Origin of the sequence: Pseudomonas sp. REB1044, assembly GCF_038813925.1 — a bacterium.
Lineage (GTDB): Bacteria > Pseudomonadota > Gammaproteobacteria > Pseudomonadales > Pseudomonadaceae > Aquipseudomonas > Aquipseudomonas boreofloridensis.
Map to the genome: position 1 here is coordinate 2,658,825 of NZ_CP046139.1, position 12,920 is coordinate 2,671,744.

Genomic DNA, 12,920 nt, shown 5'->3' on the forward strand with positions numbered 1-12,920 from the left:
CAGCTCGTCGCCAGATTGGAGGGCGCCTGAGAGGCTGCTGCCCTAGGTCGAACTGCCCCGAATCTTGCCCAACTCAATCAGTCGCTACCCCATTACATCAAACCGATAGGCGTAAGCGGCGTCGACCTGCGCGCCAGCAATAACGTGTAGCCGCTCTACGTCATCTTCTGAGACTTCAGGCGCGCTGGGCATCAAGCACCTGGCAGATGCCTGAATGAAAATGGACGCCTTCCAAAATCTGCTCAAAGTGATCATTACGACAGCATCACTTGTGCGTGCTGCGCATAGGTGCATTGCGTAAAGTGCCGCTTCTACTTGACGCTGAAATTTTCAATATTATCCAAAATCCCAGAGTTAAACTCAGGCCAGCACCATGAAATCACCCAGCGTCTCTGCAGCCAACTCACCTCATCAGTTAAGCACTGCATTCATTGTTTTTTAGCATTTTGCTGCGGAGCGACAGCAGCCAATATTTATTATGCTCAACCGATACTAGGGCTGATCGCACCCGATCTAGAAATGGGAAACTACTCAAGCATAGTCGTTTCACTGACACAGCTTGGATTTTCAATTGGCCTCCTTTTCCTAGTCCCCCTGGCGGACATCATTGAAAATCGCCGCCTCATCATTATCATTACTGCGCTAAACGTGACAGGCTTGATACTGGCAGGCATCAGCAAGCCGGGCCAAACATCCCTGTTCCTGAGTGCCTCTGTGATTATTGGATTCAGCTCTGTGGTAGTGCAAATCCTGATCCCAATGGCGACACATTTAACGCCTGAACACCAACGAGGCAGAGTGGTAGGCAATATTATGAGCGGTCTATTGGTGGGCATACTGCTCTCGAGACCACTCTCCAGCTTCATTACAGATAATTTTAACTGGCGTTCTGTGTTTTTGATGGCTGCGACCTTGATGTCGGCAATCGTTTTATTGCTCTTTTTATTGTTACCGAGCAGACGACCTGCCCAAAGCACTAAATACACAACGCTTCTATATTCAATGCCAAGCCTTTTACTTCGATACTCAGTGCTCCGCAGGCGCGCGCTCTATCAAGGGTTGTTGTTTGCCTCTTTCAGCCTGTACTGGTCTGCCGTACCTCTGGTACTGACACGCGAATTTGGGCTGACGCAGAGCCAAGTTGGAATATTTGCTTTAATCGGGGCGATCGGCGCGGTAGCTGCACCTATCGCCGGAAGGCTGGCAGACGCAGGTCATAGCTATGCAGCAAGCTTGCTTGCGCTTGTTATAGCGCCCCTCGCGCTCGTAAGCGGACTATTGCCCGTCGGCTCCAGCCTACTTGGCCTTGCGCTCACCGGTGTGCTGCTTGATTTCGCAGTACAAATGAACATGATAGTCAGTCAGCGCGAAGTGTATATATTGAGTGCAGAAAACCGCGGCCGCCTCAACGCTCTTTACATGACCAGTCTCTTTCTGGGAGGCGCAGCCGGCTCTGCCATAGCAAGCAATCTCTACTTGAAATACGGATGGCACGGCGTGATCTTGGCAGCCGTTTGCCTGCCAACGCTAGCACTCATACTATTTCTTTCTGAAAGATTTCGTTCAAATACACGCGAATAATTTTCACTCGCATGGTAAACCAGCTCATTACCCCATCCAAGTAGCGTACAGAGGATGCCAGCTCGCGGGATATAGCATGGGACGCGACTTTTTAGCGAGAATTTTTGAAAACCAGAAAAGCCCCCTTGTTGCTTAGTGGTGAACTCACAGTGCACGCATACGTTTGGGCGCGCCCAACAAAAAACCAAATGATCGTGTCCCGAGAAGTGGTGTAACTGAACCAACCAAAGGCGCCCTGTGGGCGAAAGAGAGTGGTCATCGTGGTTCTTGGCTAACGTTGAGTTTGCGAAGACCTAATACTCACCAGGGAAACCTATATCCAAGGCGTTTCAACGCGTTCGGTGGACGAGCTGGTCAAGGCCATGGGCATGACCGGCATTTCCAAGAGCCAGGTGTCACGGCTGGCTGGCGAGATCGATTAACGCGTCCACGCCTTCCTTGATCGCCCTTTGGAAGGCGACTGGCCTTACCTGTGGATCGACGCCACGTACGTCAAGGTGCGGGAGGCCGGGCGCATCGTCTCGGTCGCCGTGATAATTGCCGTGGCCGTGAACACGGATGGTGGCCGCGAAGTCTTGGGCATGCGGGTTGGGCCGTCGGAGGCCGAGCCGTTCTGGACGGACTTCCTGCGAAGCCTTATGCGGCGCGGCCTGCGTGGCGTGAAGTTGGTCATCTCCGATGCCCACGAAGGTTTGAAGGCTGCGGTTTCCAAGGTCTTCAACGCGACCTGGCAGCGCTGCCGAGTGCATTTCATACGCAACGCCATGGCCCATGTCGGCAAGGGCCAGCGCACCATGGTAGCGGCGCTTCTGCGCACGGTTTTCGCCCAAGATAGCCGCGCTGAATGCCACCAACAGTTGCGCTTGGTTGCAGACCAACTGCGCGAAAAGTACCCCAAGATCGCAACACTCATGGACGGGTGCGAGGACGAGGTGCTGGCGCACATGGCGTTTCCCAAAGCGCATCGACAGCAACTGCACAGCACCAATCCAATGGAGCGGCTCAACGCAGAGATCAAGCGCCGCACCGACGTCGTGGGCATCTTCCCCAACGATCCTGCGATCACAAGGCTGGTAGGGGCGATGCTGCTGGAGCAGAACGACGAATGGTGCCTGCAACGGCGATATATGCAGTTGGAGGCCTTTGAATCCGTCAGCGATAATCCACAGGCCAAGCTGTCGGCCGTGATCAACTAAACGGCAAACTCAGTGGCCAGCGCCATGATGAGTTACACCACTTCCTGGGACACGATCAAAATGGTTATCATAAAGACTTCCGGCTATGGACCAATATTTTCAATAGATACTTCTATTTTTGGCGAGCGTGGCGAAGCTGTAATAGTGGAGACTGAATTATCGTTTAAGCGGGATGGGGAGAAAAAATTGCTTTCCAAAGTTTTGAGGATTTCTTTATTAGTACAATCATGGAAGCAATAGAGGATATTTAGGGAAACTCCGAGCAAGTTGCTCATCATCCGAAAATGGACGGCTTGAGGATGCCGAAAAGCCCGACTTTCAGCCGTTGTTCATTGGAAAACCAAGGCACAGTCTTGGTTTTCTGCCCTCACGGGCGCACCTCTCCCGCAGCAGGTATTAATTGCCTGCGCGCCATCCACGGACTCGACAGGGCAAACAGCGTGGTCCGTTGCGCCGTGTACCCCGTAAGCTGCCCCTGACTGACACGATACCCAAGAACGTTCATTACTTAAAAACATCTCGGAAACCACTATTCCCAGTTATCAATTCACCCATAGGCATCGCCATAATTTGTACTTCTCCAGAAAATATCTTTTCCATTAGTACGATACAGCTTATTCAAAAGCTCTTCGAAACTATTGGGCAGCTCCCCGGCACACCATGAACTTCATGGTTACTGTCATAACATCGACCATTTCCCTCCCTTGAAAGGTCTATGGAAATATAGTCACCATTATCAGTCCGACATACCGCGTACCACGTTGACGAGATATCAAACAAATTCTCATCACCCAACATCACAACGTTGATACGGACAAGATCGTCCGGAGATAATATTTCAAAAGAAACATTATCCTTTCCAGCCTCAAACAAAATAGCCCCACCACAGAAATTATAAAAATCAATCAAATCACTTGGATAAGCCAAATTAGAAGATGGCAAAGGCGGCAGTTCCTTTTGCCTGGAAATATTTTGCACCGTTTATCTCTACCTACCTCATCAATGAGATCATCAATTGCTTTCATATTACCCCTAAAACAGAACCGGATCGAAAGACTCCAGGGTTCAACATTCACCCTAGCTGATCAGCGATATCTCAGCTGTCAAAAATTAATTGCTGTGAGTAGCACCTAACCGCTGTACAGGGTCCGTAGATAGCAAACTGTACTGGTGGAGACTTAGAAACCTCCCACCTTTAAATTCCACATCGCGCAAAGTGCCTTCAAGCATGAATCCAAACTTCTTCAAGAGAGCGCAACTGGGCTCGTTCTCCGGCTCAACATCTGCATGAATACGGTGTAATCCCATGGTGCTGAACCCGTAGTCAATCATTGACGGCAGAGCCTCAGATAGTAGACCTCGCCCCCAGTACTCAGGCATCAACCAGTACCCTATCTCTGCTTTTCGGTGGTCGTGGCAAACATTGTTGAAGCCGCAAGCCCCTATCAATGATTCATTGTTAACTAGAGATATCCCCCACCATATTCCAGACCTTTCGTTGACGATTCGCTCAAACCACCGCATTTGCTCTTCAGTCTCGGCAAGGCTCGAATATGAAACGCCATAGTGGGCGATCACTTGGGGGTTGGAAAGCGCCTTGTACACATCGCTTATGTGTGAAGGAAGTATCTTTCTCAGTGAAATTCTTTCTAACAAAAACTCGGGAAATACTGTGAGCATTTCAATAATTCCGGCTGACTCAACGTGTCGCTAAGTTAACACAGGCGCTGCCCACTTTTACCATCTCAACCATGCCGCATCTGGCCACGGAGGGCGGCGCATGCATGGAGAAAGCCATGAACGTCGAGAAATCGACCGTCACCAAGTTTCTGATCACCGGGGCGCCGAACCTTGACCCGATCAGCGTTTACCTCGAGGACTTGGCGCCCTGCAAAGGGAAGATCACCGTCAGCTGCTTCGACAAGACCTTGCACGCCTACTGGGGCGGCATGTGGGATGGCCTGACCATCGCCCAGTTTTCTGCAAGCTGCAAGACGCATACATCATCGGCTACTTCGACCGGCAGTTGAGTTCTCGCCGGTTCAGCGCCGAGGCCCTGGCCGACAAAGCGCGGAAGGCGATCGTGCAGATGCGGCGTGACCGGGATCTGGACGCAGAAGATGCCCGGAGCCTGTTCGACGAGGCCGAGGATGTTCGCCACACCAGCTCGCTCGACGAGTGCGGCGGCGCCCACAGCGAGTTCATGCACCGCGTGTTCGGTGACGACTGGTGGAACCTGCCGGCTGACGCCATGGAGCCGAACCCAGACTGGACCTACCTCTGCCGCATCATCGCGACAGTGAAGCAGGCTCTGGCCAAGCAGTACCCGGTCGCGGCCTGACCCTCTGGCGCTGCCCGCCAGCCTCACCCCTTCCGGTATGTCTCACGCGACCAGGCGCAGATGAAGACGATGACCCCGAAGATCAGAAGGTAAAGCCAGGGCTGGCTCGGGTATGAGAAAGCCCATACCTGGGCACTCACAAAAGCGGCGCCACCCACAACCAGGCGCTGCAGGCGGGTGAACTTCTGCCTCAACGCTACCAGCTTTCTCTCGCACCCCATTACCACTCTCCTTGTTTGGTAAACGTCGAAGCATATCACTCGGCGCTGCCCTCCAGCGCCTTCCCCCATTCAACGATAGCGCCCCCGGCGAGGGCGGCACATGCAAGTCATATGATCCGAAATGGGAAACCTCGTGGTTCAATCCGCTGTAGTGGTCTACTAACCCCGGACACCTTTTTAGGCGAGAATGCTCGCCATACAGAGGTGTTCGATGAGCAGACAACGACGTACCTTCACCCCGACTTTCAAGCGTGAGGCTGCCAGCCTGGTGCTCGACCAAGGCTACAGTTGTCCCGAGGCCGCCAGATCTCTCGATGTAGGTGAGAGCTTATTGCGCCGCTGGGTTACCCAGCTGCAGCTGGAGCGCGGGGGCGTTACGCCCACTGCCAAGGCGCTCACGCCGGAGCAGCAGACCATTCAGGAGCTTCAGGCCCGTATCAACCGGCTGGAGCTTGAGAAGAAAATATTAAAGGAGGCCACTGCGCTCTTGATGGCCGAGGAACACGGGCGCAGACGTTGAAGTCGATTCGGCAGTTGGCAAAGCACTACCCCGTTCAACTGTTGTGTTCAGTCTTCGAGCTACCCCGGTCTTGTTATTACGCCCACTTGGCCCGGCGGCGTCATATCGATGTCCGCCGAGTGAATCTACGCAGTCGTGTCAACGAGCTGTTCAACCAAAGTCGTGGCTCAGCGGGCAGTCGCAGTCTGGTTGCCATGCTGCGGGATGAAGGCGTTAACGTCGGGCGTTTCAGAGTCAGAAGATTGATGAAGGAACAAGGACTGATGAGCAAACAGCCCGGTTCTCATGCGTACAAGAAGGCCACGGTCGAGCGTCCCGACATTCCGAATGTGCTTGATCGCAATTTCACCGTGGCTGCGCCAAACAAGGCCTGGTGTGGCGGCATCACGTATATCTGGGCAGAGGGTCGATGGAGCTATCTGGCGGTGGTCTTGGACTTGTGCAGCCGCAGAGTGGTGGGTTGGGCGATGTCCGCCAAGCCTGATGCGGAACTGGTCGTCAAAGCGCTCGACAGGGCTTACGAGATGCGTGGCAGACCACAAGGCGTGCTGTTTCACAGCGACCAGGGCAGCCAATATGGCAGCCGTAGTTTCCGCCAGCGGCTCTGGCGCTATCGGATGACCCAGAGCATGAGCCGAAGGGGAAACTGTTACGACAATTCGCCCATGGAGCGGCTGTTTCGTAGCCTGAAAACGGAGTGGGTGCCGACAGAGGGTTACATGACGACAGCGTTGGCCGAGCAGGACATCGGCTGCTACCTCATGCAGCGGTACAACTGGATAAGGCCGCATCAGCACAACGGTTTCGTACCGCCGGCGGTGGCGGAAGAAAAACTCAATTCTGTGTCCGGGAATTGTTGACCACTACACTTCCGCAACGCCCTCCAGATTCGTTTCACATGGGATGGTATCCGTCGATGCGAAACGCTGCCCTATCCCCCGACACAAAAAGGCATCAAGGCTGCATCCAACCTTCGCGATCAGGTAACCAGCCTCAACAAACTTGGCCTACTGGACCAAGAGAAATACGCTGAGTTCTTCCCTGGCTTGCAGACCGTGGTCGGAGGGAAGCCGACTTTCGGCGAGTACGCCCAGCTCTGGCTGGATAGTCGAGAAATCACGCAGGGCACCCATAACAATTACAAGAGCGCCCTCAACCTCTACTGGATCCCCGCCTGGCGCTGGTCCGCGTCGACCTGATCACCACCACGCTGTTACGATGGGTCATAACGGAAACGGAGTGGACCTCGGCGAACGTGAAACGCAACGCTATCACCAGGTTGTCGACGATCCTGTCCGCTGCCACCCGAGAGGGTCTGCTGGCCAAGAATCCTGCCGAACTGATCGAGTTTCCGAAGCGTTCGAGGAAAGAGATCGACCCCTTCACCTTGGCCGAAGCCAACACCATCATCAGAAAACTGTTTGAACACAAGCATTGGCCGAGCCTGATCTACGCGGCACTGTTCGAGTTCATGTTCTTCACTGGGTTGCGCCTGTCGGAAGCACTGGCGGTCCGCTGGGATGTGATCGACATGACCAAGCGGACGGTGCATGTCAGGAGGACGGTCGCCCTGGGTGAGGTTGAGGAGCGAACGAAAACCGGCAGGGATCGCTTCGCGCTCCTGAACGATCGGGCCTTGCGAGCTATCCAGTTCGGCAGGCTTTACGCAGAGCGCCGCAAGGATGGCAAGGGAGCGGTGACAACCACGCCGTTCGTATTCCCGCCGTCGAAGAACGCCGAATATGTGAAGCAGACGTCTGACCTGCACAAACAGTGGGTACCAGTCCTGCGTGAGCTGGGTATTCGCCGTCGCCCCCCGTACAACTGCCGGCATACCTATGCGACAATATGCTTAATGTCCGGGCTCAATCCCGCATTTATCGCCCAACAGCTGGGTCACAGCGTTCAAATGCTGCTGTCGACTTATGCCCGTTGGCTCAACTCAAGCTCCGACTGGAGCGAGCTGGAAAAACTCAAAATTGGTATCAATTCGGTATCAGGTTGAAATCCGGCCCTGTAAGTGACTGATAGGTTAGCCCTTTGATCTCTACCGCCAACATCACCATGCAGTTCGGCTCCAAGCCCCTGTTCGAGAACGTCTCCGTCAAATTCAACAACGGCAACCGCTACGGCCTGATCGGCGCCAACGGTTGCGGCAAGTCGACCTTCATGAAAATCCTGGGCGGCGATCTGGAGCCCAGCGCCGGCCAGGTGATGCTCGAGCCCAATACGCGCCTGGGCAAGCTGCGTCAGGATCAGTTCGCCTATGAACAGTTCAGTGTCATCGACACGGTGATCATGGGCCACAGCCAGCTGTGGAAGGTCAAGGCCGAACGCGACCGCATCTACTCGCTGCCGGAAATGACCGAGGAAGACGGCATGGCCGTCGCCGAGCTGGAAACCGAGTTCGCTGAAATGGACGGCTACACCGCCGAATCGCGTGCCGGCGAACTGCTGCTGGGCCTGGGTATTGCGCTGGAGCAGCATTTCGGTCCAATGAGCGAAGTGGCGCCGGGCTGGAAACTGCGCGTGCTGCTGGCCCAGGCGCTGTTCTCCGATCCGGACGTCCTACTGCTCGACGAACCGACCAACCACCTGGACATCAACACCATCCGCTGGCTGGAAAACGTTCTCACGGCGCGCAACAGTACCATGGTGATCATTTCTCACGACCGTCACTTCCTCAACAGCGTCTGCACTCACATGGCCGACCTGGACTACGGTGAACTGCGTCTGTTCCCAGGCAACTACGACGAGTACATGACCGCCGCCACCCAGGCCCGCGAACAGTTGCTCTCGGACAACGCCAAGAAGAAAGCGCAGATCGCCGAGCTGCAGACCTTCGTCAGCCGCTTCTCGGCCAACGCCTCCAAGGCCAAGCAGGCCACTTCCCGGGCCAAGCAGATCGACAAGATCCAGCTTGCCGAAGTCAAGCCCTCCAGCCGGGTCAGCCCGTTCATACGCTTCGAACAGACCAAGAAACTGCACCGTCAGGCCGTGGTCGTGGAAAAAATGGCCAAGGCCTTCGACGACAAGGTGCTGTTCAAGAACTTCGACATCACCGTCGAAGCCGGCGAGCGCGTGGCGATCATCGGCCCCAACGGCATCGGCAAGACCACGCTGCTGCGCACCCTGGTCGGTGAGCTGCAGCCCGACGCCGGTTCGGTCAAGTGGACCGACAGCGCCGAGGTGGGTTACTACGCGCAGGATCATGCCCACGACTTCGAAGACGACGTGACCCTGTTCGACTGGATGGGTCAGTGGACCAGTGGCGAGCAGGTCATCCGTGGCACGCTCGGCCGCATGCTGTTCTCCAACGACGAGATTCTCAAGTCGGTCAAGGTGATTTCCGGTGGTGAGCAAGGCCGTATGCTGTTCGGCAAGCTGACCCTGCAGAAGCCTAACGTGCTGGTGATGGACGAGCCGACCAACCACTTGGACATGGAATCCATCGAGGCGCTGAACCTGGCGCTGGAGAACTATCCGGGCACCCTGCTGTTCGTCAGCCATGACCGCGAGTTCGTATCCTCGCTGGCTACGCGCATCATCGAGCTGTCAGCTGATGGCGTGATCGACTTCAGCGGCACTTACGATGACTACCTGCGTAGTCAGGGTGTGGTGTTCTAAGTCCTCACGGACGATGCACAAAGGGCTGCTTGGCAGCCCTTTTTTGCGAGCGCTGTTCAGCTGGGTTGCAGGGCACCTGCCGGAAGGCGAATCCTGAATTGCGCCCCGCCCAAGGCGGACTGCGCCGCCGTCAGGGTTCCGCCCTGCCCCTCGATGGCTCGACGGCTGATCGCCAAGCCCAGGCCGAAGCCACCGGTACTGCGGTCTCGGCTGCGGTCCAGACGATAGAACGGCTGGAAAATTCGCTCGCGTTCTTCGGGCGGAATGCCGATGCCATCATCCTCGACCGTCAGCAGACAAGCCCGGTCGGCTTCCTGGGTCAGGCGCAGCAGCAGGCGTCGGTCGCAGTAGCGCATGGCGTTGCGCACCAGATTCTGTACCGCCCGCGCTGTCAGCCGCGGATCGAGCACGAAGCGCGGCAGCCCCTCATCGGCGCGTACCTCCCATTGGATGCCGCGCCCGTCGAGCTCTTCGGCGAAACCCCCGATCACGCTGTCGACCAGTTCGACCAGCGACACCTCCACCCGCTCGCGCACCTGCTCGGCGTTGTCCAGCCGGCTGTAGGACAAAAGCTCCAGCACCAGTTCGTCCAGCTCGCGCACATGCCCGACCAGTTCCAGCAGGCGCTTGCGACTGGCGGCGGGCACCTCGTCGAACAGCAGTACCAGCCCGAAGTCCAGCCGGGTCAACGGCGTACGTAGCTCGTGAGAGACGGCATCGAGCAGCTCGCGCTGCTGCCTGACCTGGCGCTCCAGGTCGCCAGCCATGGTGTCGAACACCCCAGCCAGCTCGCCGATGTTGGAGCGCGGGGAAATCTGCGTGCGCTCGGACATCTCGCCGCGCCCCAGGCGTCGGGCGGTGTCCTTGAGCCGCTCCAGGTCACGCCAGTGCGGCCAGACCCATAGCAGCAGGCAGCCGAGCATGGCCGCGCCGATCAGTACCGTCACGCCCCACGACAACACGTTGATGTCCAGCGGGTCCGGTGGCGAGTTCAGACGCACGAACCAATTGCGATCCAGCGGCGCCATGATGGTCTGGTAATAACCCCAGTCCGCCAGGCGCAGGGCGTGCTGCCCGCGTTCCAGGCGTGCGCGCTCGACCGGCTTGAGATCCGGGTCGTCCATGCGCAGCAGTTGCACCTGCAAGGGTGCGAACGCGGCAGCCAGTTCCTGCTCCACCTGCGGCCAGCGTGACTGAGGCGCCTGCTGGAACTGACGGACGATCAGCGATTGCACACCACGGGTCTGATCCAGGTTGTAGGCCATGAAACGATCGTGGAACGCACCGACGATGGCATCGGGAATCAGCAGCAGCGCGCCGGCGTAGGCGACGATGATCAGCAGGTAGAGTCGTACCAGGAACTTGAGCATGGCGGCTCAGTACTCCCACTCGACCCGGCTGAACAAGTAACCCTTGCCCCACACAGTCTTGATCTTGCGTGCCTCGCCGGCGTGATCGTCGAACTTGCGCCGCAGCTTGGAGATCGCCACGTCCACCGAGCGGTCGGTGCCGTTGAACTCGATACCACGCAACTGCTGCAGGATACGGTCGCGACTGAGCACCTCGCCGGCATTGCGCGCCAGCACCACCAGCAGGTTGTACTCACCACTGGACAACTCGACCTCGGCGCCGCGCCAACTGACTGTTCGCTCGGCCAGATCGATGCTCAGCCCACCGATTTCGATCAGCTCGTGGTCCAGGCGCGGCTCGCCCACGCTGCTACGGCGCAGCAAAGTGCGTACACGGGCCAGCAACACTCGTGGCTCGCACGGCTTGTTGACGTAGTCATCGGCACCCATCTCCAAGCCCAATACCTGATCATGGCTGTCATCGCGAGCGGTGAGCATGAGAATCGGCAGGCTCTGCGACTCCTGGCGCAGCAGGCGACAGACCTGCAATCCATCCATCCCCGGCAGCATCAGGTCGAGCACCACCAGGTCCGGACGCTGGCGGCGGAACTCCTCGAGCACGTGGTCGCCACGGGCGATCACCTGGACATGGAAATCGTTGCGTTGCAGGTAGCTGGCGATCAGCTCCGACAGCGCGCTGTCGTCTTCGACCAAGAGTATGTTGGGCATGGGCGCTTGAAAGTCATCAGAATAAAAAGGCCGACACGGCCCGTTGACCGCAGGATATAGAATCCTACGCAGCGCACAGCATGCTCCTTACACTTTTTCACACACGACCTACATAGCTTAACAGCCCGCACGCGAACGGCTGCCGTAGCATAGGCACGATCCTATCTGGAAGATCCGTATGTCTATTCCCTTCTTCAAGCGCCGTCTGGCGCTTTTGACCGTGCTGGGCTTGGTCCTGGCCGGTTGCGACGATGCCAACGATCAGGAAACCGACGCGCCGGCCCCGCAGGTGCGGGTCGAGACCGTGCAGCCGCAGGCCCTGGCCATCAGCACCGAACTGAGCGGGCGTATTCTGGCGCCCAGGACGGCCGAGGTACGCGCCCGCGTCGCCGGCGTGGTGCTCAAGCGGGTGTACCGCGAAGGCAGCGACGTCAATCAAGGCGATGTGCTGTTCCTGATCGACCCGGCACCGTTCAAAGCCGATCACGACAGTGCTCGCGCTGCCCTCGCCCGCGCCGAGGCTACCTTGTACCAGGCGCGGCTTCAGGAGCAGCGCTACCGGCAGTTGGTCGAAGAAAATGCCGTGAGCCGTCAGGAATACGACAACGCCCGTGCCGCCTTCCTGCAGGGCCGTGCTCAGGTGGCCGAGGCCAAGGCAGCACTGGAGCGTGCGCGACTGAACTTGGGCTACGCCACGGTCACCGCACCGATTTCAGGGCGTATCGGCCGCGCGCGGGTCACCGAGGGCGCTCTGGTCGGACAGAGCGAGGCCACCGAGATGGCCGTCATCCAGCAACTCGACCCGATCCATGCCGACGTCACCCAGTCGACCCGCGACCTCAATGCCTTGCGCCGCGCCCTGCGCGCCGGCGAATTGCAGCAGGTCGGCCCCGACCAGGCCCGCGCCACGCTGATTCAGGACGACGGCAGTGCCTACCCGCTGTCGGGCAAGCTGTTGTTCTCCGACATCAGCGTCGATCCGAGCACCAACCAGATTACCTTGCGCAGCGAGTTCCCCAATCCAGACCTGGACCTGCTGCCCGGCAGCTATGTGCGCGTGCGACTGGAGCAGGCGGTACAGCCCAAGGGCCTGAGCGTGCCGCAGCGGGCGATTCTGCGCGACAGCGCCGGCGTACCCAAGGTGCTGGTGGTCGATGACCAGCAGCGTATCGACGAACGCCAGGTGGTCCTGGGCAGTGCCCAGGGTGACCGCTGGATCGTCAGCGAAGGGCTGACGCCTGGCGAACGCGTGGTGGTCGAGGGCCTGCAGCACGTCAAGGTCGGAGATCAAGTGCAAGTCGACGCCGACAAGTCCGCTCAACCCCTCGTCAAGCACACCGGCCAGTGAGGGCCTGA

General features: G+C 57.6%; 10 protein-coding genes and 2 pseudogenes. 8 read left to right on the forward strand and 4 right to left on the reverse strand.

Features of this window, described 5'->3' with window-relative positions:
- The first annotated feature begins 378 nt into the window (after nucleotides 1-378).
- Together GKC70_RS12120 and GKC70_RS12125 are read left to right on the forward strand one after the other, a co-directional pair.
- On the forward strand, nucleotides 379-1,581 hold the full coding sequence (locus GKC70_RS12120; protein WP_342651512.1) for an MFS transporter: 1,203 nt from the start codon (nucleotides 379-381) through the stop codon (nucleotides 1,579-1,581).
- A 299-nt stretch (nucleotides 1,582-1,880) separates the two neighbouring features.
- Nucleotides 1,881-2,777, forward strand: a pseudogene (locus GKC70_RS12125) (IS256 family transposase); the annotation flags it as partial.
- 618 nt (nucleotides 2,778-3,395) lie between these two features.
- Here the strand turns inward: GKC70_RS12125 and GKC70_RS12130 are convergent.
- Both GKC70_RS12130 and GKC70_RS12135 read right to left on the reverse strand, forming a co-directional pair.
- Complete coding sequence (locus GKC70_RS12130; protein WP_342648772.1) at nucleotides 3,396-3,755, reverse strand: SMI1/KNR4 family protein; 360 nt, start codon at nucleotides 3,753-3,755, stop codon at nucleotides 3,396-3,398.
- Between the two features lie 132 nt (nucleotides 3,756-3,887).
- Nucleotides 3,888-4,457 (reverse strand): GNAT family protein, encoded by a 570-nt coding sequence (locus GKC70_RS12135; protein WP_342648773.1) that lies wholly within the window; start codon nucleotides 4,455-4,457, stop codon nucleotides 3,888-3,890.
- A gap of 116 nt (nucleotides 4,458-4,573) precedes the next feature.
- Here GKC70_RS12135 and GKC70_RS12140 point away from each other — a divergent pair, with 116 nt between their 5' ends.
- The 5 genes and pseudogenes from GKC70_RS12140 to GKC70_RS12160 all read left to right on the forward strand — a co-directional run bounded on the left by GKC70_RS12140 (nucleotide 4,574) and on the right by GKC70_RS12160 (nucleotide 9,486).
- The gene (locus tag GKC70_RS12140; protein ID WP_342648774.1) at nucleotides 4,574-4,807 is read left to right on the forward strand and encodes a hypothetical protein; all 234 of its coding nucleotides are present in this window, start codon (nucleotides 4,574-4,576) and stop codon (nucleotides 4,805-4,807) included.
- Entirely contained in the window at nucleotides 4,804-5,118 is a 315-nt protein-coding gene (locus GKC70_RS12145) for a hypothetical protein (RefSeq protein WP_342648775.1), read from the forward strand. The genes GKC70_RS12140 and GKC70_RS12145 overlap by 4 nt, the downstream gene beginning before the upstream one ends.
- Nucleotides 5,119-5,550: 432 nt before the next feature.
- Nucleotides 5,551-6,719 (forward strand): IS3 family transposase gene (locus tag GKC70_RS12150; protein ID WP_342648776.1). Its coding sequence is split into 2 segments (ribosomal slippage): nucleotides 5,551-5,812 and nucleotides 5,812-6,719, totalling 1,170 coding nucleotides; the frame shifts between segments, so codons are not numbered across the junction.
- A 27-nt stretch (nucleotides 6,720-6,746) separates the two neighbouring features.
- Nucleotides 6,747-7,864, forward strand: a pseudogene (locus tag GKC70_RS12155) (tyrosine-type recombinase/integrase).
- A 35-nt stretch (nucleotides 7,865-7,899) separates the two neighbouring features.
- Entirely contained in the window at nucleotides 7,900-9,486 is a 1,587-nt protein-coding gene (locus tag GKC70_RS12160) for an ABC-F family ATPase (RefSeq protein WP_317870373.1), read from the forward strand.
- 56 nt (nucleotides 9,487-9,542) lie between these two features.
- Here the strand turns inward: GKC70_RS12160 and GKC70_RS12165 are convergent, their stop codons facing one another.
- The gene (locus GKC70_RS12165) at nucleotides 9,543-10,856 is read right to left on the reverse strand and encodes an ATP-binding protein (protein ID WP_342648777.1); all 1,314 of its coding nucleotides are present in this window, start codon (nucleotides 10,854-10,856) and stop codon (nucleotides 9,543-9,545) included.
- Between the two features lie 6 nt (nucleotides 10,857-10,862).
- Nucleotides 10,863-11,564, reverse strand: coding sequence for a response regulator transcription factor (locus tag GKC70_RS12170; RefSeq protein WP_342648778.1), 702 nt, complete (start codon nucleotides 11,562-11,564; stop codon nucleotides 10,863-10,865).
- Between the two features lie 178 nt (nucleotides 11,565-11,742).
- On the opposite strand from GKC70_RS12170, the gene GKC70_RS12175 reads away from it, so the two are divergent.
- Entirely contained in the window at nucleotides 11,743-12,912 is a 1,170-nt protein-coding gene (locus GKC70_RS12175) for an efflux RND transporter periplasmic adaptor subunit (RefSeq protein WP_342648779.1), read from the forward strand.
- The last annotated feature ends 8 nt before the right edge of the window (nucleotides 12,913-12,920 follow it).

What these genes read in the sequence shown, in the direction of transcription:
- GKC70_RS12135 (WP_342648773.1), bottom strand. Translation starts at nt 4,457, where the DNA reads ATGCTCACAGTATTTCCCGAGTTTTTGTTAGAAAGAATTTCACTGAGA.
- GKC70_RS12140 (WP_342648774.1), top strand. Translation starts at nt 4,574, where the DNA reads ATGAACGTCGAGAAATCGACCGTCACCAAGTTTCTGATCACCGGGGCG.
- GKC70_RS12165 (WP_342648777.1), bottom strand. Translation starts at nt 10,856, where the DNA reads ATGCTCAAGTTCCTGGTACGACTCTACCTGCTGATCATCGTCGCCTAC.
- GKC70_RS12170 (WP_342648778.1), bottom strand. Translation starts at nt 11,564, where the DNA reads ATGCCCAACATACTCTTGGTCGAAGACGACAGCGCGCTGTCGGAGCTG.
- GKC70_RS12175 (WP_342648779.1), top strand. Translation starts at nt 11,743, where the DNA reads ATGTCTATTCCCTTCTTCAAGCGCCGTCTGGCGCTTTTGACCGTGCTG.